Annotated in this window: 22 protein-coding genes and 4 tRNA genes; 8 read left to right on the top strand and 18 right to left on the bottom strand. The window is 59.4% G+C overall.

Annotation, left to right across the window (positions count from 1 at the left end; translation table 11 throughout):
• Nucleotides 1-69 precede the first annotated feature (69 nt).
• The 3 genes from PMI29_RS19635 to PMI29_RS19625 all read left to right on the top strand — a co-directional run bounded on the left by PMI29_RS19635 (nt 70) and on the right by PMI29_RS19625 (nt 2,602).
• Nucleotides 70-696 (top strand): DUF1780 domain-containing protein, encoded by a 627-nt coding sequence (locus PMI29_RS19635; protein ID WP_007996391.1) that lies wholly within the window; start codon nt 70-72, stop codon nt 694-696.
• Between the two features lie 104 nt (nt 697-800).
• A complete protein-coding gene (locus PMI29_RS19630) occupies nt 801-974 on the top strand; it encodes a DUF3094 family protein (protein ID WP_007996394.1) in 174 nt (57 codons plus the stop codon).
• A gap of 329 nt (nt 975-1,303) precedes the next feature.
• Nucleotides 1,304-2,602, top strand: coding sequence for an NAD(P)/FAD-dependent oxidoreductase (locus PMI29_RS19625; RefSeq protein ID WP_007996396.1), 1,299 nt, complete (start codon nt 1,304-1,306; stop codon nt 2,600-2,602).
• Nucleotides 2,603-2,774: 172 nt separating this feature from the next.
• Here the strand turns inward: PMI29_RS19625 and PMI29_RS19620 are convergent.
• From PMI29_RS19620 to rluD, 7 genes are all read right to left on the bottom strand, one after another.
• Nucleotides 2,775-2,851 (bottom strand) — tRNA-Pro (locus tag PMI29_RS19620).
• Between the two features lie 95 nt (nt 2,852-2,946).
• Nucleotides 2,947-3,022 (bottom strand) — tRNA-Lys (locus tag PMI29_RS19615).
• 5 nt (nt 3,023-3,027) lie between these two features.
• Nucleotides 3,028-3,104 (bottom strand) — tRNA-Pro (locus PMI29_RS19610).
• Between the two features lie 9 nt (nt 3,105-3,113).
• Nucleotides 3,114-3,189 (bottom strand) — tRNA-Asn (locus PMI29_RS19605).
• Between the two features lie 300 nt (nt 3,190-3,489).
• Complete coding sequence (gene clpB, locus PMI29_RS19600; protein ID WP_007996398.1) at nt 3,490-6,054, bottom strand: ATP-dependent chaperone ClpB; 2,565 nt, start codon at nt 6,052-6,054, stop codon at nt 3,490-3,492.
• Between the two features lie 130 nt (nt 6,055-6,184).
• The gene (pgeF, locus tag PMI29_RS19595) at nt 6,185-6,910 is read right to left on the bottom strand and encodes a peptidoglycan editing factor PgeF (RefSeq protein ID WP_007996399.1); all 726 of its coding nucleotides are present in this window, start codon (nt 6,908-6,910) and stop codon (nt 6,185-6,187) included.
• On the bottom strand, nt 6,907-7,869 hold the full coding sequence (rluD, locus tag PMI29_RS19590; protein WP_007990414.1) for a 23S rRNA pseudouridine(1911/1915/1917) synthase RluD: 963 nt from the start codon (nt 7,867-7,869) through the stop codon (nt 6,907-6,909). Before rluD ends, pgeF begins: the two co-directional genes overlap by 4 nt.
• 151 nt (nt 7,870-8,020) lie before the next feature.
• On the opposite strand from rluD, the gene PMI29_RS19585 reads away from it, so the two are divergent.
• From PMI29_RS19585 to PMI29_RS19580, 4 genes are all read left to right on the top strand, one after another.
• A complete protein-coding gene (locus PMI29_RS19585) occupies nt 8,021-9,043 on the top strand; it encodes an outer membrane protein assembly factor BamD (protein ID WP_007996400.1) in 1,023 nt (340 codons plus the stop codon).
• 125 nt (nt 9,044-9,168) lie between these two features.
• Complete coding sequence (locus PMI29_RS30980; protein ID WP_007996402.1) at nt 9,169-9,402, top strand: PP0621 family protein; 234 nt, start codon at nt 9,169-9,171, stop codon at nt 9,400-9,402.
• 106 nt (nt 9,403-9,508) lie between these two features.
• On the top strand, nt 9,509-9,751 hold the full coding sequence (locus PMI29_RS30985; RefSeq protein WP_007996404.1) for a hypothetical protein: 243 nt from the start codon (nt 9,509-9,511) through the stop codon (nt 9,749-9,751).
• A complete protein-coding gene (locus PMI29_RS19580; RefSeq protein WP_007996406.1) occupies nt 9,748-11,085 on the top strand; it encodes a sigma-54-dependent transcriptional regulator in 1,338 nt (445 codons plus the stop codon). Before PMI29_RS30985 ends, PMI29_RS19580 begins: the two co-directional genes overlap by 4 nt.
• A gap of 57 nt (nt 11,086-11,142) precedes the next feature.
• Here the strand turns inward: PMI29_RS19580 and thiO are convergent, their stop codons facing one another.
• From thiO to PMI29_RS19545, 7 genes are read right to left on the bottom strand one after another with little or no spacing between them, the layout of a single operon-like run.
• On the bottom strand, nt 11,143-12,243 hold the full coding sequence (thiO, locus tag PMI29_RS19575; protein WP_007996408.1) for a glycine oxidase ThiO: 1,101 nt from the start codon (nt 12,241-12,243) through the stop codon (nt 11,143-11,145).
• Nucleotides 12,244-12,298: 55 nt separating this feature from the next.
• The gene (locus PMI29_RS19570) at nt 12,299-12,700 is read right to left on the bottom strand and encodes a type IV pilin protein (RefSeq protein WP_007996409.1); all 402 of its coding nucleotides are present in this window, start codon (nt 12,698-12,700) and stop codon (nt 12,299-12,301) included.
• Nucleotides 12,701-12,714: 14 nt separating this feature from the next.
• Nucleotides 12,715-13,056: a hypothetical protein gene (locus tag PMI29_RS19565; protein ID WP_238541645.1), complete on the bottom strand. Its 342-nt coding sequence runs from the start codon at nt 13,054-13,056 to the stop codon at nt 12,715-12,717.
• Nucleotides 13,057-13,114: 58 nt separating this feature from the next.
• Nucleotides 13,115-13,579, bottom strand: a complete 465-nt coding sequence (locus PMI29_RS19560) for a pilus assembly PilX family protein (protein WP_443216447.1) — start codon at nt 13,577-13,579, stop codon at nt 13,115-13,117.
• 25 nt (nt 13,580-13,604) lie between these two features.
• Complete coding sequence (locus PMI29_RS19555) at nt 13,605-14,312, bottom strand: PilW family protein (RefSeq protein WP_007996413.1); 708 nt, start codon at nt 14,310-14,312, stop codon at nt 13,605-13,607.
• On the bottom strand, nt 14,309-14,758 hold the full coding sequence (pilV, locus tag PMI29_RS19550) for a type IV pilus modification protein PilV (RefSeq protein WP_007996415.1): 450 nt from the start codon (nt 14,756-14,758) through the stop codon (nt 14,309-14,311). The genes PMI29_RS19555 and pilV overlap by 4 nt, the downstream gene beginning before the upstream one ends.
• Nucleotides 14,755-15,228 (bottom strand): GspH/FimT family pseudopilin, encoded by a 474-nt coding sequence (locus PMI29_RS19545; protein WP_007996417.1) that lies wholly within the window; start codon nt 15,226-15,228, stop codon nt 14,755-14,757. The genes pilV and PMI29_RS19545 overlap by 4 nt, the downstream gene beginning before the upstream one ends.
• Nucleotides 15,229-15,352: 124 nt before the next feature.
• Between PMI29_RS19545 and PMI29_RS19540 the strand changes: the two genes are divergently transcribed.
• Complete coding sequence (locus tag PMI29_RS19540) at nt 15,353-15,892, top strand: GspH/FimT family pseudopilin (protein ID WP_007996418.1); 540 nt, start codon at nt 15,353-15,355, stop codon at nt 15,890-15,892.
• Here the strand turns inward: PMI29_RS19540 and ispH are convergent.
• The 4 genes from ispH to ileS form a co-directional block, all read right to left on the bottom strand.
• The gene (gene ispH / locus PMI29_RS19535) at nt 15,861-16,808 is read right to left on the bottom strand and encodes a 4-hydroxy-3-methylbut-2-enyl diphosphate reductase (RefSeq protein WP_007996419.1); all 948 of its coding nucleotides are present in this window, start codon (nt 16,806-16,808) and stop codon (nt 15,861-15,863) included. The two genes, PMI29_RS19540 and ispH, sit on opposite strands and share 32 nt — an antisense overlap.
• Nucleotides 16,809-16,976: 168 nt before the next feature.
• On the bottom strand, nt 16,977-17,429 hold the full coding sequence (gene fkpB / locus PMI29_RS19530; RefSeq protein ID WP_007996421.1) for an FKBP-type peptidyl-prolyl cis-trans isomerase: 453 nt from the start codon (nt 17,427-17,429) through the stop codon (nt 16,977-16,979).
• Complete coding sequence (gene lspA, locus PMI29_RS19525) at nt 17,422-17,934, bottom strand: signal peptidase II (protein WP_007996424.1); 513 nt, start codon at nt 17,932-17,934, stop codon at nt 17,422-17,424. The genes fkpB and lspA overlap by 8 nt, the downstream gene beginning before the upstream one ends.
• The gene (ileS, locus tag PMI29_RS19520) at nt 17,927-20,758 is read right to left on the bottom strand and encodes an isoleucine--tRNA ligase (RefSeq protein WP_007996425.1); all 2,832 of its coding nucleotides are present in this window, start codon (nt 20,756-20,758) and stop codon (nt 17,927-17,929) included. Before ileS ends, lspA begins: the two co-directional genes overlap by 8 nt.
• Between the last annotated feature and the right edge of the window lie 12 nt (nt 20,759-20,770).

Below are 20,770 nucleotides of genomic sequence, written 5' to 3' on the forward strand. Positions count from 1 at the left end.
CGGCGGCAAAGTTGCTCCAGCCGATGCAAAGCTTTCTGCTTGTCGCAATTGAACGCTAAGCTTGGGCCTATGGATGACTCAGATTATTTACGCCTGCTGACCATCGCCGCCGAGCAGGCCAACGCATTCCTGTCCAATGCCCGCAAATGGGAGCGTGAGCGTTGGGTTTGCCAGCGCCTGCTGCAAGGCTTGAACATTCCCTATCGTGCCGATGAGTTTGCCCCCGCCGGGGAGCCACCAGATGTGTTGTTTCGCGATGCCAGTTTCGAGGTGTTCTTCGTGCTCGACGAAGGCCGGCGCCTCAACGATGAATGGCGCAACGAACTGCAAAGGCGCCGCAGCGCGTTTTCCCTGAGCCAACTGGTGCGCCGCGAAGCCAAGCCCCGGCGCATACCGGCCAATGAGTTTTTGCTCAGACTGGCGCCGACCTTGCGCAAAAAGGCGCACAACTACAAAGAACGCGGCATGGATCTGGGTGAGCTGGACATCATTGCCTTCGCCAGCCTCAAACGCGAAGTGCTGGACCTCAACAGCCATTTCCCGCCGCCGACCGAATACCTGCGCCAGGGCTGGCGTTCGCTGTCATTGGTTGGGCCGACATTTGCCCGCGTGCTGTTCGCCCATCCGGATGCACCGGACTTCCTGCGCAGCAACCTGGGGCGCAGCATAGTCTTTGACGTCGGGATCAGCCTTTGAGCCTCGAGCCTTTCCCCGGTCAGCAGCTAAGCTCCGTTCACAGCTGAATAATTTCCCTGTAGCTTCTACACACTCAGCAACGTCTACCCCTGACGAGGCCCGATATGACCAGCCGCCTGAACCCCGACGACCAGAAGCATGTCGAAGAGTACCTGCAACTGTCCCAGCACCGAGTCGAGCGCCGGCCATTCCGGCCGTGGATGCTCCTGGTGCTGGTGCTGGCAGTGACCATTGGTCTGGGCCTGTTGAGCCGACTTATCAGTTACCTGACGCTATGAGCTGCCGAGGGTCTGTTGACGTTTGATGACGAACCGCGTTGCGTTCCAACGAGTGCGAGGCAAGGCGCGGGATGCCGCCAATGGTTGTTCCCTTGGCAAATCCCGCAACGCAGCCTCGCACTCGTTGGAGCGCAACCCGAAGGGACGGACGCCCACGTGGCGCAGGGCAGCGTTGCTCGGAACTCATTTGGAACAACCAAATCACGTTCCTCGCGCCTTGCCCTGCGCCACGTGGGCATCCGTCGCGGTCGTCATCAAACGTCAACAGACCCTCATGCTCGCTTGGGTAACGACGACAAAGATTTCTTTTAGCCTTGCGAGATATCCCCATGACTCATCGTATTGTCATCGTTGGCGGCGGCGCCGGCGGTCTGGAGTTGGCTACCCGTCTGGGTAAGACTCTGGGCAAGCGCGGCACGGCCAGTGTGATGCTGGTCGACGCGAACCTGACCCACATCTGGAAACCGTTGTTGCACGAAGTGGCGGCCGGTTCCCTGAACTCTTCCGAAGACGAACTCAACTATGTCGCCCAGGCCAAATGGAACCACTTCGAGTTCCAGCTGGGGCGCATGAGCGGGCTCGATCGCGCGCGCAAGAAAATCCAGCTGGCCGCCACCTATGACGAAGCCGGCCTGGAACTGGTGCCAGCCCGCGAAGTGCCTTACGACTCGCTGGTGATCTCCGTCGGCAGCACCACCAACGATTTCGGCACCCAGGGCGCGGCGCAACACTGCCTGTTCCTCGACACTCGCAAACAGGCCGAGCGTTTCCACCAGCAACTGCTCAATCACTACTTGCGTGCTCACGCAGGGCAAACCGACGCGGTCGAACAAATCAGCGTGGCCATCGTCGGTGCCGGTGCCACCGGGGTCGAGCTGGCCGCCGAGCTGCACAACGCCGCCCATGAACTGGCGGCCTATGGCCTGGACCGGATCAAACCGGAAAACATGCACATCACCCTGATCGAAGCCGGGCCACGGGTATTGCCTGCCCTGCCCGAGCGTATCGGTGGACCGGTGCATAAAACCCTGGAGAAACTCGGGGTCAACGTCATGACCAATGCCGCGGTCAGCGAAGTGACGGCAGACAGCCTGATCACCGCCGATGGCAACGTGATCAAGGCCAGCCTGAAAGTCTGGGCCGCAGGGATTCGCGCACCGGGTTTCCTCAAGGACATCGATGGCCTGGAAACCAACCGCATCAATCAGCTGCAAGTGCTGCCGACCCTGCAAACCACCCGTGACGAGAACATCTTCGCGTTCGGTGACTGCGCCGCCTGCCCGCAACCGGGCAGCGACCGCAATGTGCCGCCACGTGCCCAGGCCGCTCACCAACAGGCTTCATTGCTGGCCAAATCGTTGAAACTGCGCATCGAAGGCAAGGCGTTGCCGGAGTACAAGTACACCGACTACGGCTCGCTGATCTCGCTGTCGCGTTTTTCGGCTGTGGGTAACTTGATGGGCAACCTCACCGGCAGTGTGATGCTCGAAGGCTGGCTCGCGCGGATGTTCTACGTGTCGCTGTACCGCATGCACCAGATGGCGCTGTACGGGCCGTTCCGCACGGCGATGCTGATGCTCGGCAGCAAGATCGGGCGCGGCACAGAGCCACGGCTCAAGCTGCACTGATGTAAACCTGTGGGAGCGAGCTTGCTCGCGATGGCGTCTTTTCTGTCGATATCAATGTCGCCTGATACACCGTCATCGCGAGCAAGCTCGCTCCCACAGGGTTTTGCGGCACGCCCAGTATTTTCGAAAGCAAAAAAAATCCCCGTATCTTTCGATACGAGGATTTTTAATATGGTCGGGGTAAGGGGATTCGAACTCCTGACATCCTGCTCCCAAAGCAGGCGCGCTACCGGACTGCGCTATACCCCGGTAAAAAAAAGGCACCTTTGAAAGGCGCCTTCTGCGAACAGAGCTTTTGGCGTCTGATCTTAAGATTCGATTCCAGCGCTAACTGGTTTCAAAAATGGTGGGTCGTGTGGGATTCGAACCTACGACCAATTGGTTAAAAGCCAACTGCTCTACCAACTGAGCTAACGACCCAAATATGGTCGGGGTAAGGGGATTCGAACTCCTGACATCCTGCTCCCAAAGCAGGCGCGCTACCGGACTGCGCTATACCCCGGTTTGAAATTGGCTCCGTGACCAGGACTCGAACCTGGGACCCAATGATTAACAGTCATTTGCTCTACCGACTGAGCTATCACGGAACTACACATTTCAATTTACAACTTTGAAGCTTTACAGCGTTCTCATCAACCCGTTCGCATCGCTGCGTTCGTGTGTCTGAGGCGCGCTATTCTACAATCTTCAGAACCTCTGTCAACCCCCTAAATTGCTTTCAAGTTAATGATTTGCAACTTATTTTGGATTCCTGCTTGGGGAGCGGAAACCCTGGCGGGTGACTTACTGCGGGGCGCACTTTACAAGCCTTTTCCTTTGAGTTCAACAGCCTAACGAAAAAAAGGCCTCGTTATGCGAGGCCTTTTCGATTTTGTTGCCGTTATGGATCAGACGAAGACGATTTCGTCGTTTTCCACCACACCGTGAGCGGTATCGCCCGGCATGAACCGTCCGGACAGAATCAGCTGCGCCAGCGGGTTCTCGATCCAGCGCTGGATAGCGCGCTTGAGCGGCCGTGCGCCGTACACCGGGTCGTATCCGACCGCGATCAGCTTGTCCATGGCCTCAGGGCTGAGTTCAAGCTTCAGCTCCCGCTCGGTCAGGCGGCTACGCAGACGACCCAACTGGATCTCGGTAATGCCGGCGATCTGATCCCGCGCCAATGGCTCGAAGATCACCACTTCGTCGACCCGGTTGATGAACTCCGGCCGGAAGTGGCTGGAAATCGCATCCATCACCGCTGCACGCTGGGCCTCACGATCACCGACCAGTTCCTGGATCTGCACCGAGCCCAGGTTGGACGTCATGACAATCACGGTGTTCTTGAAATCCACCGTACGGCCATGACTGTCGGTCAGACGCCCGTCTTCGAGCACTTGCAGCAAGATGTTGAACACATCCGGATGCGCCTTCTCGACCTCGTCCAGCAAGATCACCGAGTAAGGCTTGCGACGCACCGCCTCGGTCAGATAACCGCCCTCCTCGTAGCCTACATAGCCTGGAGGAGCACCAATCAGGCGAGCCACGGAATGTTTCTCCATGAACTCGGACATGTCGATCCGCACCATTGCCTCTTCAGTATCGAAGAGGAATTCGGCCAGCGCCTTGCACAGCTCGGTTTTACCGACACCGGTCGGGCCGAGGAACATGAACGAGCCGCTCGGGCGATTCGGGTCGGACAACCCGGCACGCGAACGCCGCACCGCATTGGAAACCGCCACAACCGCTTCGTCCTGGCCGATCACACGCTGGTGCAACAGGCTTTCCATCTTCATCAGTTTTTCGCGCTCGCCTTCGAGCATTTTCGACACCGGAATACCGGTCCACTTCGACACGACTTCAGCGATCTCTTCTTCGGTCACCTTGCTGCGCAGCAACTGGTTTTCGGGTTTGCCATGCTGGTCGACCATTTGCAGGCTGCGTTCCAGGTCCGGGATCACCCCGTACTGCAACTCCGCCATGCGGTTCAGGTCGCCTTTGCGGCGGGCCGCTTCCAGCTCCTGACGGGACTGCTCGATTTTCTGCTGGATCTGCGCCGAACCCTGGACTTCGGCTTTTTCCGAGTTCCAGATTTCTTCGAGATCCGAGTACTCACGCTCATGACGAGCGATTTCTTCCTGCAATTTTTCCAGACGCTTCTTCGCCGCGTCGTCGCTTTCTTTCTTCAGCGCCTGGGATTCCACCTTCAGCTGAATCAGGCGACGCTCCAGACGGTCCAGCACTTCCGGTTTGGAGTCGATTTCCATGCGGATGCGACTGGCGGCTTCGTCGATCAGGTCGATGGCCTTGTCCGGCAACTGACGGTCAGTGATGTAGCGATGGCTGAGCTTGGCCGCGGCAATGATCGCGCCGTCAGTGATGGCCACCTTGTGGTGAACCTCATAACGCTCTTTCAGGCCACGCAAGATGGCGATGGTGTCTTCTTCGCTCGGCTCGTCCACCAGCACTTTCTGGAAGCGTCGCTCGAGAGCGGCGTCCTTCTCTATGTATTGGCGGTATTCGTTGAGCGTGGTGGCACCCACGCAGTGCAGTTCACCGCGAGCCAGTGCCGGCTTGAGCATGTTGCCCGCATCCATCGAGCCTTCGCCCTTGCCGGCGCCGACCATGGTATGCAGTTCGTCGATGAACAGAATGATCTGCCCTTCCTGCTTCGACAGCTCGTTGAGCAACGCCTTGAGCCGCTCTTCGAACTCACCGCGATACTTGGCACCGGCAATCAGCGCCCCCATGTCCAGGGACAACAGGCGCTTGCCCTTGAGGCCATCCGGCACTTCGCCATTGATGATGCGCTGGGCCAGGCCTTCGGCGATGGCGGTTTTACCCACGCCAGGCTCACCGATCAGCACCGGGTTGTTCTTGGTACGACGTTGCAGCACCTGGATGGTCCGGCGAATTTCATCGTCACGGCCGATCACCGGATCGAGCTTGCCGTCTTCGGCGCGCTTGGTCAGGTCGACGGTGTACTTGTCCAGGGCCTGGCGTGCTTCTTCGTGGTTCGGGTCGTTGACGGCCTCGCCACCACGCAGGTTGTTGATCGCATTTTCCAGGGCTTTCTTGCTCACGCCCTGGCCGAGCAACAGTTTGCCGAGCTTGCTGTTCTCGTCCATGGCGGCGAGCAGTACCAGCTCGCTGGAGATGAACTGGTCGCCTTTCTGCTGCGCCAGACGATCGGCCTGGTTGAGCAGGCGCGCCAGATCCTGCGACATATTAACGTCGCCGGTCGGATTCTGGATTTTCGGTAGCTGGTCGAGCTCTTTGGTCAGCTCTTTACGCAGGCTGTTGACGTCGAAGCCCACCTGCATCAACAGGGGCTTGATCGAGCCGCCCTGCTGCTCGAGCAAGGCTTGCATCAAGTGCGCCGGTTCAATGGCCGGATGATCGTGGCCGACAGCCAGGGATTGGGCATCGGACAACGCTAACTGCAATTTGCTGGTTAAACGGTCTATACGCATGGGTCACCTTCCTTTTGAGCAGGCCGGACCTATAAAACATCCTGAATGAAGAAACCTGCCAGATACCGCAATAGATGTGGTCGATTCTGGGAGTTTCAAGCGTCGTGACGTTGATGCAGGTCAGACAAGTCTAGCGTTCGAGCCAAACCAGGGAGGCAAACCGACCAGTGCGTGAACTGCGGCGGTAAGAAAAGAAGCGTGGGTCGGTTACGGTGCAGAAACCGCCCCCGTAGACGGCCGTGACACCGCGAGCAGCCAGACGCAGACGTGCCAGCATATAGATGTCAGCCATGAACTTGCCGGCGTTTTGACTCGGCACAAAGGCTTCTGCCGCTTGCGGCAATTGCTGCACAAAGGTCTCGCGCACTTCCGGGCCGACTTCAAAGGCTTGCGGGCCGATGGCCGGGCCGAGCCACACCAATACTTCAGCGGACGGAACGGCCAGACTGTCGAGCGTGGCTTCCAGCACACCCGCCGCCAACCCGCGCCAACCGGCATGAGCTGCCGCGACACGCGTCCCGGCACGGTCGCAAAACAGCGCGGGCAGGCAATCGGCAGTCATCGCTGCGCAGGCGACACCCGGCGTTGATGTCCAGCTGGCATCAGCCGTGTCCACCCGCCCCGGATCGGCATGAGCCACGACAATGCCGTGGACCTGCTGCAGCCAGGCCGGCTGAATGGAGAAATGATCGGTAAGACGACGGCGATTCTCGGCAACCGCTTCAGGGTTGTCGTCGACGTGATCGCCGAGGTTGAGGCTGTCGAACGGCGCCACACTGACGCCGCCCGCACGGGTGGTCACACAGGCTTTGACCCTGGCCGGCGCGGGCCAGTCAGGAATCAGCCAGTCACTCATCCGATGAACGCCTCGCGGTCTTGCTTGAGCAGGGTCAGCAGCCAGACAAAATCTTCCGGCAACGGCGATTCCCAGCTCATGCGCTTACCGGTGGTCGGATGATCCAGTTCCAGGAAACGCGCATGCAGCGCCTGACGCGGGAAGTTTTTCAGGGATTCGACCATGGTTGGGTTGGCGGCCGGCGGAATCCGGAAACGACCACCGTAGGCAGGATCTCCGACCAACGGGTAGTTGATGTGCGCCATGTGCACGCGAATCTGGTGCGTACGACCGGTTTCCAGCTTCACCCGCACGTGAGTGTGGGAGCGGAAGCGCTCGAGCACGCGGTAATGGCTGACGGCTTGCTTGCCACCTTCCATCACGGCCATGCGCTGGCGCTGCTGGCCGTGACGACCGATCGGCGCGTTGATCTTGCCGCCAGCGGTCACCACACCAATCACGATGCATTCATAGATCCGGCTGACGCTACGGCTCTGCAACTGTGTAACCAGCTGCGTCTGCGCTTGAATGGTCTTGGCCACCACCATCAGACCGGTGGTGTCCTTGTCCAGGCGATGCACAATACCGGCGCGGGGCACATTGATGATGTCCGGCACGTGGTGCAGCAAGGCGTTGAGCAAGGTGCCGTCGGCGTGACCGGCAGCCGGGTGCACCACCAGGCCCGCAGGCTTGTTGATCACCAGGATGTCGTCGTCTTCGTAGACGATGTCCAGGGCAATGTCTTGAGCGACCCATTCGCCCTGAGCTTCCTGCTCGGCAGTCAGCTCAAGGATGGCGCCACCGTGAACGATGTCTCGCGGGCGGATAACCGCCCCATCCACAGTCAGGCGGCCGTCTTTGATCCAGGCGGAAAGGCGCGAGCGCGAGTGCTCAGCGAATAGTTGTGCGGCGACTTGATCGAGGCGTTGGCCGCCCAATTCGGACGGCACCTCTGCGCGAAGTTCAATTTTATCGGACATGCTCAGACTAGGCGTCGGCACAGCCTTTGGTTTCGGCTGCGCGCTTGTGGTTAAATACGGCGTCTTTTGCCCCGAGGCTATACAACGGGGCGCTCATCATAACAGGACGGCCACGCCCAAGACAGCGGCCGTCATAGGGACGCAAGCCGCCATGCAAGTGAAACACCTGCTGCTGATCGCCATCCTCGCATTGACCGCTGCTTGCTCATCGAAGGAAGTCGTAGACGAAAACCTCAGTGAAGTCGAGCTGTACCAACAGGCTCAAAAAGACCTGGACAACAGTAGCTACACCAGTGCCATCGCCAAGCTGAAGGCTCTGGAATCGCGTTATCCGTTCGGCCGCTATGCCGACCAGGCGCAACTCGAGCTCATCTACGCCAACTACAAGAATACCGAGCCAGAAGCGGCCAAGTCCGCTGCTGAGCGCTTCATTCGCCTGCACCCACAGCATCCGAACGTCGATTATGCCTACTACCTCAAGGGCCTGACTTCTTTCGACCAGGACGTCGGCCTGCTGTCGCGTTTCCTGCCGCTGGACATGACCAAGCGTGACCCGGGCGCCGCCCGCGACTCCTATAACGAGTTCGCCCAGCTGACCAGCCGCTTCCCGAACAGCCGCTACTCGCCAGACGCCAAGCAGCGCATGATTTATCTGCGCAACCTGCTGGCGGCCTACGAAATTCACGTTGCCGACTATTACCTGACCCGTCAAGCCTATGTCGCCGCCGCGAACCGCGGTCGTTACGTAGTGGAAAACTTCCAGGAAACCCCTTCAGTCGGCGACGGCCTCGCGGTGATGACCGAGTCCTACCAGCGCCTGCACCTGGACGAACTGGCGGCCACCAGCCTGGAAACCCTGAAGCTCAACTACCCGAACCACCCGACGCTGGTGGACGGTCAATTCGTACCGACCGTGGCCGAAGCCGACAACCGTTCGTGGCTGAGCAAAGCGACCCTGGGCCTGATCGAGTCCCGTCCGCCGCTGCCACCGGGCGAAACCCGCGCCAACCAGGACGTACAGAGGCAGTTCCAGGACGCCAAGGACGCGATCCCGAGCGAGCTCAAGCCTAAAGACGGCAATGGCGACGCGATCGAAGAAGAAGATCACGAAGCGCAAGGCAACAACAGCGACCGTTCGTGGTTCAGCTACATGACCTTCGGCGTGTTCGACTGATACCTCGGGTTGTGCAAAAAGGGAGACTTTCGAGTCTCCCTTTTTTATTTCAGCGATTTATTACACTGTGCGCCTGACAGGTCCTTGGCTAAACTGCCGGATCATCATTCGAAAAGCAGCTCACCATGCTTCGTTTATTGTTCTGGATTGCCCTGATTGCCGCTGCAGTATGGTTCTGGCGCAAACTCAAGGGGCAGGCTTCCACCCCCAGGCCCCCTGCCGAACGGGAAGCGGCGCCTATGGTCCGTTGCGCCCATTGTGGCGTTCACCTGCCGCGCGACCGCGCACTGAGACTGGACCAGCAATGGTATTGCAGCCAGGCTCATCTCGAGCAAGACAAAGATTCCAGAGGCCGCTGAAACCTCACCCGAAATGGCGGCCGATTGAGAACTATCGCGCGCCCCCAAGGAACTGAAAGGCATCGATCGACGTCTGACGCAGATTATTCAAGATCACTCTCTGCGAATGAACCGGGTATTCGAAAACGTCCTGCACTTGCTGTGCCGCGAGCAACTGTCGCCGCTAAGGCTTGACCCGAAATCACTGGAAATACTCGATAATGAAGCCCCCGCCCCCCATATCAAGGGCCTGGGGCCTCATCTGTCCGGCCAGCCGGGCGAAAGCATTCTGTCCCGCCTAGACTTCAAGGCACGCCAGGAAAGCGGCTGCTTTTGCATTACCTATGCTCACGGACGGAACCCACGTTGAACACGAGACCACGACAAAAAGTCTTGATCGTCGATGACGAACCGGACATTCGCGAACTCCTGGAAATCACCCTGGGAAGGATGAAACTGGAGACGTTCAACGCCCGCAATGTCGTCGAAGCGCAATCGCTGCTGAAAAGCGAAACATTCGATCTCTGCCTGACCGACATGCAGTTGCCAGACGGTACCGGCCTGGAGTTGGTGCAGCACATCCAGCAACGTCACCCTCAGGTCCAGGTGGCGATGATCACCGCCTATGCCAGTCTCGAAACCGCTATCAATGTGCTCAAGGCCGGGGCATTCGACTTCCTGACCAAACCGGTGGACCTTGCGCGCCTGCGTGAACTGGTCACCAGCGCCATGCTGGTTCCTGCCCGCGGGGTCGGTATCGATCGTCGCTTGCTGGGCGACTCATTGCCCATGCGCAACCTGCGCAAACACATCACCAAACTGGCCAGCAGCCATGCGACGGTATACATCAGCGGAGAGTCCGGCAGCGGCAAGGAGCTGGTCGCGCGCCTGATCCACGATCAAAGCCCCCGCGCCAAGCAGCCGTTCATTGCGATCAACTGCGCGGCGATTCCTTCGGAGCTGCTGGAGAGCGAGTTTTTCGGTCATCGCAAAGGCAGTTTCAGCGGCGCCATCGAAGACAAACCCGGCCTGTTCCAGACAGCTCACGGCGGCACCCTGCTCCTCGACGAAGTGGCCGACCTGCCGCTGGCCATGCAGGTCAAACTGCTGCGTGCGATTCAGGAGAAAGCCGTACGCAGCGTCGGCGGGCAGCAGGAAGAGGCGGTAGATGTGCGCATTCTCTGCGCCACACACAAGGACCTTGGCGCCGAAGTCGCCGCCGGGCGATTTCGGCATGATCTTTACTACCGTTTGAATGTGATCGAACTCCGGGTGCCGCCCTTGCGCGAGCGTCGTGATGATATCGAAATGCTAGCCAGCCACATACTCAAGCGCCTGGCCGCCGATACGGGTCAACCGGCAGCCAGACTCCACCCCCAAGCCCTCGGTGCGCTGAAAAGCTATCGCTTCCCGGGCAATGTGCGGGAACTAGAAAATATGCTCGAACGGGCTCACACCTTGTGCGAGGACAATCAGATCGAAGCCGGTGACCTGCGCCTGGCTGAAGGCAATTGCGCAGCTGAAGGTGGAATGCCGGACCTGACCCGGATAGACAATCTGGACACCTATCTGGAAAACGTCGAACGCCAACTGCTGCTCCAGGCCCTGGAGGAAACCCGCTGGAACCGCACGGCGGCGGCTCAGCGGTTGAATCTGTCATTCAGGTCGATGCGTTACAGGCTCAAGAAGTTGGGACTGGATTGAGACCCCATCGCGAACAGGCTCGCGATGGCGATCTGACAAATAACAACTGTCCAGCAGTCAGAGCCGCCCGGCAGGCGCATAAGGCGCCGGATCGATAATCGGCGCCCGGCCCAGCATCACATCGGCAAACAACTGGCATGACGCCGGCGCCAGCACCAGCCCGTTACGGTAATGCCCGCAGTTGAGCCAGAGCCCGTCAAACCCTGGCACCGGGCCGATGTAAGGAATGCCCTCGGGTGATCCAGGGCGCAATCCGGCCCAGTGCCCCACCACTTCGGCATCAGCCAGCGCCGGGATCAACTCCACCGCGGACGCCTTCAGGCTTTCCAGTGCCGACCCGGTCGGCGTCTTGTCATAGCCCTCATGCTCCAGCGTACTGCCGATCAGTATGTGCCCGTCGCGCCGGGGAATCGCATAACGACCCTTGGCCAGGACCATGCTCGGCAGGAAATCCGCCGCACACTTGTAGAGAATCATCTGCCCTTTCACAGGCTCGACCGGCAGTGTCAGATCAAGAAGCTTGAGCAGATCACCGCTCCAGGCCCCCGCCGTCAGGACAACTTGATCACCCGAGACAGTACCTGTGGAGGTCTGCACGCCGACCACTTTGTTGCCGTCACGTACAAACCCGCTGACTTCGCACTGCTCATGGATCGTCACGTTCGGCAGCGCCAGCAACGCGGCCTTGAGTGACTTCACCAGACGCGGATTACGCACGTTGGCGACGTCGGCCATATAGATCGCCCGGGAAAAACCACTACCCAGCACCGGCACGGCGTCGTGTGCTGCCGAAATATCCACCGCACTAAGCGGGCGACTTTCCCGGGCGGCCCATGCCAGGGCTTCAGCCTCGTCATCCAGATCCAGCCAGTACAGACCGGTGGTGTGCACCTCAGGATCAACGCCGGTGGCGGCAAACAAGCGCTCGCCCAGCTGTGGATAAAAGTCCTGGGACCAGTGAGCCAACGCGGTGACCGCCGGGCTGTAGCGCCACGGGTAAAGCGGCGAAACGATGCCGCCACCGGCCCAGGACGACTCCTGACCAACGTTCGAGCGATCCAGCAGCACAACGCTTTGCACTTCGGAGGCGAGATTGAAGGCCGTCAGCAAGCCAATCACCCCACCGCCGACAATCACCACTTGCTGTTGCCTGGTCATGTTCTGATCCAATCGTTAAATAGACAGAGGGTGCAAAAGGCACCCGAAAAGAAACTCAGCGCCCCCAGCAGTCTTTGCTGGTCAGGCCGGATTTCGCGTTGACCATACCGAGCACGCCAGTGTTTGTGATGGTCAGATCACCGCACTTGTCAGTGGCCATGCCCGAGTCTGCCTTGCGCACCGCCGTCAGCAGAAAGGTCTGATCGGTCAGGGTCGGTGTGATGCTGTAGTAATCATTGCCGGCACTGAGGCCCGTCGCATCGGTGTAGACATTTTTCTGCGAGTAGAAGCGCTCCAGTAGTTGTGCCTGCTCCGAGAGCAGACCGGCTACTTCTGCGCGACGACCCTTGTTCAGGTATTCGGTGAGACTCGGGGCAGCAATGGTCATGACGATACCGATGATCGCAATCACGATCATGATTTCGATCAGGGTAAAACCGCGGTTGGAACTACGCATGCATCAACTCTCACTTACTGTATTTGTCGCCACATGATGCGACGGCTGCCGCCGGATTTTTCCATCCCCGGAGTATCGTCGCCAGTGGAATCGTTCACGGCCCCGCCATTGCCGCTGGCGTCCTGGGTCGAATGCTCTCCGATAAAGATCACGCCATCGGAGAGCGCATCGCTGTTGTCGACTACTCCATCGTCGTTGCTGTCGAGCATCTTAACGCTGATCGCATCGGGCAGCTTCAGGCAGACGGCTTTCAACCCCTGATTACTGTGGTAAAAACCGTACCAGTTGCCATTCGCCAGACAGGTTGGCCGGTTCAGCGCTGGCGAATCCGCTGGCGTGGCTGCGTGCGCCGACATCGACAGGTCAAGCGCGACGACGACACCGAACAGGTGTGACCATAACCTGACAGGTCGCTCAGTACTTCGCATAGATACTCTCCACCACACTGCGCGAATGACCCGCGATGCCGACTGCCGTTACCCGATACAAGGTCGCCGGGGTATTGATTGGCACATTTACCGCTCCCCGGCTGACACCGATGTTTTGCACGCCATAAAAACCGTTGCCCGATGCAATCCAGGTCACTCCGGAAGTGGCGTTGAAACCGGCTGCGGTAATAGTCGAGGACTCGGACGGTGGTGCACATTGAACGAGGCCGCTACAAACAGGTAGCGCATAATTTTCCCGTTGTACTCCACTCTCGCCCACCCGCAACGCTGCCTCGGCGCTCTGAAACGACTGGTTGCGCAGGGCGACGCTACCGGCCATTTTTTCCTGCAGGGTCGCGCTCTGCATCGATGAAAGGCCAATCAATGTCAGCAGGAGCAAGAACACCAGACTGACCAGCAATGCCATGCCGCGCTGGGTGTAACACGTCATGAGAGAACGATTCAATTGCACTCCCTCATGGCAAGCGGTTGCGCAGAGCGGCAACCACGTTGAAGGTTTGATCGCTCACCCGGTGGCTCGGATCGAAGAGGGTCAGACTCAGGCGAACGCTACGAATCAGCGCGGGGTCCGACGGGTTGCTGCCGTAGCGCGAAGCAGCCAGATCAGTGGCCGTGCTGGCCAAGCCGAAGCTCACGTCGAAAGCGCTGACGTTATCCACCAATACCTGGGGTGCTGCGGCCCCGCCCTTCATGAGCAGTTGGTTGTTGCTGAAGCTGTAAGTCAGACGCCGGATCGGAAATGCCTGCTGCCCTGCCGCTGGCGTCCGGCCTTCGCTGTAGGCCGTCGAATTGTCTCGACAATCGGAAAGCACGGTCCAGTCCGGTTTGTCGCCATTGCCGCCGACATCCGCCGTAACCAGCGTCAACTTGCGGCCGCCGTTGTCCCAACGAATCGGCGTTAGCTGACTGGCATGGAAATCACCTTTCTCACTTGAATCGGTGATCGTTTCCAGGCAACCGAACATCCCGACCATGCGGATTTCCTGAATCATTTTGCTCAGCACGAAACGTGCGTCCTCTTGCATGTTCGCGGCCGCGTTCTGGCTGAGATAAGTGTTCTTGGCCGCGATGAAAACCTGCACCACGCCCAACACCACGATCAGGCTCAATGCCAGGGCGATCAGCAACTCGACCAGGCTAAAACCTCTGCTGCAGCGACTCACGGGATCACCACCGGATCAATGGCCGCGCGACTGCTCAGGACGAAGCTGCGCCGCGAATCGGCAGCATTCGCAGCCCGTGAGTCGTCCCAGGTAATCGTGATGGTGTACACCTGCTGATTGACGGTGACACTGCCCGTCGCGGTGGCGCCGAGCGAGCTGACAATGTTGGCGTTGAAGTCAAACAGGTCCTGATCCCGGGTAACGTCCGGATTGCCCGAAACCGGAGGCGCAATGGTGTAGTCCGCAGCGGCATTGGCGCGAATGCGGTCCATCATGTCGTAAGCGATAAAACTGGCCTGACTGGTCATGCGCGCGCTGTCCGTGTACTTCAGCGCATTGAGCTGAAACGCCGCTGCGCCCAGCAACCCCACTCCCAAAATGACTAACGCCACCAGGACTTCGACCAGCGTCATGCCCCCCTGCGAACCTTGCATCCCTGCCCTCATCCGCAATGTCCTCCCAATAGAATTCGTCCGTTCAAACACACGGTCAGCGTCCTGCCTTGTGCTCCCCGCCCATAGCTGATCACCACCTCCGAGGACGGTGATGACAATCCGCCCATACTGTTGAAATCGATGGCAGTGACGCCAGAGGTTAGCGCCAGAGTTGTGCCGCTGCTCATCGCCGGAACAACCCGTAATACATTGGCCAAAGCGCCAGTACCGTCGTAAATCGTCAGTTCCCCACTCCAGACATCCCCACCGGCCGTCGGGCGCACCCGTGTTGCATTGCCCCGATCGATGGCTTCGAGCCGGGCAAAATTCAGGGCTCGTCGCAGGTCAGCGATTTCGGTATCAGCCCTGGTTGTTTGCGTCGAACGAGTAAACGCCGGGACGGCCATAGTCAGCAGGGTCAGAAGAATCGCGAGCGCGACCAGCAACTCGATCAGCGTGAAACCTTTTGTACGAAGCTCCATCGGGTCCTTCTGTTTCCTTCGGCTATACCTGCTGTTGCGCAGCACAACGTTCGAACGATGCTGTGCGTTGCCATTTCTCGCGCACGGATTGCGCGAGCCACAGCACGCCACGGAGGGAAATGTCATGCGGCAACAAGGCTTCAGCCTGATCGAACTGCTCATGGGACTGGCAATTACAGGAATTGTTCTGCATCTGGTTACTCCGGCGTTCGCAACGCTGATCGAGTCGAACCAAAGACAGCAAGCGGCACAGGCTCTTTTCAGTGGTATTCGCACCGCCCGGACCGAAGCCATCGTCCGCAACCAGGCCGTGGTGATTCACGGCATCAATGGAGACTGGAGCCAGGGCTGGCGAATCATTCTGGATATCAGCGGCAAGGGGGACATGGACAGCAACAATCCGCTGCTGGCCGAACGCCAGAGCGGCGCACGAGCGTCGATAGTGGGGAACGGTCCGGTCGAAAGCTCAATACGCTTCAGAGGTCAGGGCGAGTCACTGATTGGAGGGACGCTACACGTTTGCGCTGTTCGCGAACCGGTAAGCCAACATCAAGTGGTGTTGGCCCGGACCGGTCGCGTCAGCCTGCGTAGCGACAAGGCTGAGCATCCGTTATGCGAAAAAAGGAGAAACCTCAGGTCAACGAGCGAACGCGCAGTTCTTTAGGCATCGAGAACGTGATGTTCTCCTCGCGACCGGCCAGTTCATCGGCACCGGTGGCACCCCAGGCCTGCAACTGCTGGATCACGCCGCGCACCAGGACTTCCGGGGCGGATGCGCCGGCGGTGATGCCAATACGCTCGACACCGTCGAACCAGCTCTTTTGCAGGTCTTCGGCACCGTCGATCAGGTAGGCCGGAGTGGACATGCGCTCTGCCAATTCGCGCAAGCGATTGGAGTTGGAGCTGTTCGGACTGCCGACCACCAGCACCACGTCGCACTCGTCGGCCAGTTGCTTGACCGCGTCCTGACGGTTTTGCGTGGCGTAGCAAATGTCGTCCTTGCGCGGCCCACCGATGGCCGGGAAGCGCGAACGCAGGGCATCGATAACGCGGCTGGTATCGTCCATCGACAGTGTGGTCTGGGTCACGAAGGCGAGCGTTTCAGGGTTGTTCACCTGCAAGGCCGCAACATCTTTCTCGTCTTCGACCAGGTAGATCGCGCCGCCATTGCTGGCATCGTACTGGCCCATGGTGCCCTCGACTTCCGGGTGACCGGCGTGGCCGATGAGAATGCACTCACGGCCGTCACGACTGTAGCGCGCCACTTCGATGTGGACTTTGGTCACCAGTGGGCACGTCGCATCGAACACTTTGAGCCCACGGCCAGACGCTTCGCTGCGCACAGCCTGGGAAACACCGTGGGCGCTGAAGATCACGATGACGTCGTCCGGCACCTGGTCCAGCTCTTCGACGAAGATCGCACCACGGGAGCGCAGGTCTTCGACGACAAATTTATTGTGAACCACTTCATGGCGCACGTAGATCGGCGGCCCGAAGACTTCCAGGGCGCGGTTGACGATTTCGATCGCCCGGTCCACACCGGCGCAGAAGCCACGGGGATTGGCGAGTTTGATTTGCATGCTGTGCCTCGTGTCTTGCGCGCGAAAACAATGAAAAACAAACTGTGGGAGCGAGCTTGCTCGCGATGGCGGAGTGTCAGTCAATATCAATATTGAATGTCAGGCACTCATCGCGAGCAAGCTCGCTCCCACAGGGTCAGGTGGCAACAGTAGCTGCCCCATGATGCCTTACAGCGCTTTGACGGAAATGATTTCCACGTCAAAGGTCAGTGTCTTGCCTGCCAGCGGGTGGTTGAAGTCGACGGTCACTTGCGCATCATCGAACTCTTTAACCACACCCGGCAATTCAGTATTGGCCGCATCGTTGAAGATCACCAGCAAACCTTGCGACAGTTCCATGTCCTGGAACTGCGAACGCGGGATAACCTGCACGTTTTGCGGGTTGGGCTGGCCGAAGGCGTTTTCCGGCTCGATGCTCAGCTTACGCTTGTCACCGGCCTTGAAACCGAACAGGGCCGCTTCGAAACCTGGCAACAGGTTGCCGTCACCGACCTTGAAAGTCGCCGGGGATTTGTCGAAGGTGCTGTCCACCGTGTCGCCGTTCTCCAGGCGCAATGCGAAATGCAAGGTGACTTCCGTGTTCTGGCCGATACGTTGCTCAACCAATACCTGTTCAGTCATGAACGGCTTCTCCGGTCTTTTTACTTTTGAACATATCCAGTGCCAGCATGACAGCGCCTACAGTGATTGCACTGTCGGCAAAGTTGAACGCCGGGAAATACCAGCGGTTCTGCCAATGCACCAGAATGAAATCGATCACATGGCCCAAGGCAATGCGGTCATACAGATTGCCCAGCGCCCCGCCGAGCACCAGTGCCAGCGCAACCGCCAGCCAGGTCTCGTTACGCCCCAGACGCTTGAGCCAAACCACCAGCACCGCACTGACCACGACAGCGATCAATGCGAACAGCCAGCGCTGCCAGCCGGAGCTGTCAGCCAGAAAGCTGAAGGCCGCGCCAGTGTTGTAGGCCAGGGTCCAGCTGAAGTAATCGGGGATGATCACGATCTGCTGGTACATCTGGAGCTTGCCTTCGAAGTAGAACTTGCTGGCCTGGTCGATGACCAGGACCAGCAAACTCAACCAGAGCCAGCTCAGCCGTCCGAAACGGCCAACAGCATTAGGCATAGTGACGAACCTCGCCAGCGCCGCTGATGTTATCCACGCAACGACCGCAGATTTCCGGATGCTCCGGGTTCACGCCGACGTCTTCACGGCAGTGCCAGCAACGGGCGCATTTGGCGTGGGCCGACTTGACGATCTTCAGCTTCAGGCCGCTGACTTCAGTAACGACCGCGTCCTCTGGTGCCTTCACAAACGGTGCAACGCTGGCAGTTGAGGTGATCAGCACGAAACGCAGTTCGTTGCTCAGCTTGGCCAGGTCAGCAGTCAGCGCGTCTTCGGCGAACAGCGTCACTTCGGCTTGCAGGTTGCCACCGACAGCCTTGGCTGCGCGCTGGATTTCCATCTCTTTGTTGACCGCAACCTTCACTTCCATGATGCGGTCCCAGTAGGCGCGACCCAGCTCGAAGCCTTCCGGCAGTTCGCTCAGGCCTTCGTACCAGGTGTTGAGCATGACGGACTCGTTACGCTCGCCCGGCAGGTACTGCCATAGTTCGTCGGCGGTGAACGCCAGGATCGGCGCGATCCAGCGCACCAGCGCCTCGGAGATGTGGAACAGCGCTGTCTGGCACGAACGGCGGGCCTTGCTGTCGGCGCCAGTGGTGTACTGGCGGTCCTTGATGATGTCGAGGTAGAAGCCGCCCAGCTCCTGCACGCAGAAGTTGTGGATCTTCGAGTACACGTTCCAGAAGCGGTACTCGCCGTAGTGCTCTTGCAACTCGCGTTGCAGCAGCAGGGTACGGTCCACGGCCCAGCGGTCAAGTGCCAGCATTTCTTCGGCCGGCAGCAGGTCGGTGGCCGGGTTGAAGCCGGTCAGGTTCGAAAGCAGGAAGCGCGCGGTGTTACGGATACGCCGGTAGGCGTCCGCACTGCGCTGCAGGATCTGCTCGGAAACCGCCATTTCGCCCGAATAGTCGGTCGAAGCGACCCACAGACGCATGATGTCAGCGCCCAGGGTGTCGTTGACTTTCTGTGGCGCAATCACGTTGCCCAAAGACTTGGACATCTTGCGGCCGGACTCGTCGACAGTGAAGCCGTGGGTCAGCAGCTCGCGATAGGGTGCGTGGTTGTCGATGGCGCAACCGGTCAGCAACGACGAGTGGAACCAGCCACGGTGTTGGTCCGAGCCTTCCAGGTACAGGTCGGCACGTGGACCGGTTTCGTGGCCCATCGGGTGCGAACCGCGCAGAACGTGCCAGTGCGTGGTGCCCGAGTCGAACCAGACGTCCAGGGTGTCGCTGATCTTGTCGTACTGCGGCGCTTCATCGCCCAGCAGCTCAGCGGCGTCCAGCTTGAACCAGGCCTCGATGCCTTCGACTTCGACACGCTTGGCGACTTCCTCCATCAGCTCCACGGTACGTGGGTGCAGCTCGCCGCTTTCCTTGTTCAGGAAGAACGGGATCGGCACGCCCCAGTTACGCTGACGGGAAATGCACCAGTCCGGACGGTTGGCGATCATCGAGTGCAGGCGCGCCTGGCCCCAGGCTGGAACGAACCGGGTCTCTTCGATGGCCTTGAGCGAACGCTGGCGCAGGGTGTCGCCGGTGGTCGGCTGCTTGTCCATGCCGATGAACCACTGCGCGGTGGCGCGGTAGATCAACGGGGTCTTGTGGCGCCAGCAATGCATGTAGCTGTGTTCGATGATGGTGGTGTGCAGCAGCGCACCGACTTCGGTCAGCTTGTCGACGATGGCCGGGTTGGCCTTCCAGATGAACTGGCCGCCAAAGAATTCCAGCGACGGCACGTAAACGCCATTGCTTTGTACCGGGTTGAGGATGTCGTCGTTGACCATGCCGTACTTCTTGCAGGTCACGAAGTCGTCCACGCCGTAGGCTGGCGAAGAGTGAACCACGCCGGTGCCGGCGCCCAGTTCAACGTAGTCGGCCAGGTAAACCGGCGACAGACGGTCGTAGAACGGGTGACGGAAGTTGATCAGTTCCAGCGCTTTACCGGTGGTGGTCGCGATGACCGAACCCTCCAGCGAGTAGCGCGCCAGGCACGACTCGACCAGCTCTTCAGCCAACACCAGCAGCTTGTCGCCGACGTCGACCAGGGCGTAGTTGAATTCCGGGTGAACGTTCAGCGCCTGGTTGGCCGGGATGGTCCACGGGGTGGTGGTCCAGATCACGATCGAAGCCGGTTTGCCCAGGGTTGGCAGACCGAATGCAGCAGCCAGCCTGGCTTCGTCGGCAATCGGGAAGGCCACGTCGATGGTCGAGGACTTTTTGTTTTCGTACTCGACTTCCGCTTCAGCCAGGGCCGAACCGCAATCGAAGCACCAGTTCACAGGCTTCAAGCCCTTGAACACGAAACCGCCCTTGACGATTTCGGCGAGGGCACGGATTTCACCAGCCTCGTTCTTGAAATCCATGGTTTTGTACGGGTTGGCGAAGTCGCCCAGCACGCCCAGACGGATGAACTCGGACTTCTGGCCTTCGATTTGCTCGGTGGCGTAGGCCCGGCACAGTTCGCGGGTCTTGTCCGCGCCCAGGTTCTTGCCGTGGGTCACTTCGACTTTGTGCTCGATCGGCAGGCCGTGGCAGTCCCAGCCCGGAACATAAGGCGCGTCGAAACCCGACAGGGTCTTCGAACGGATGATCATGTCCTTGAGAATCTTGTTCAGCGCATGACCGATGTGAATCGAGCCGTTGGCGTACGGAGGGCCGTCGTGCAGGACGAACTTCGGACGATCCTTGCCAATCTCGCGCAACTTTCCGTACAGGCCAATACTGTCCCAGCGCTGCAGGATTTGCGGTTCGCGCTGTGGCAGGCCGGCCTTCATTGGGAAGGCGGTGTCCGGAAGGTTTAGCGTGGCTTTATAGTCGGTCATTTAAGGCTCTTC

Source organism: Pseudomonas sp. GM49 (assembly GCF_000282355.1).
In the GTDB taxonomy this organism is placed as follows: domain Bacteria; phylum Pseudomonadota; class Gammaproteobacteria; order Pseudomonadales; family Pseudomonadaceae; genus Aquipseudomonas.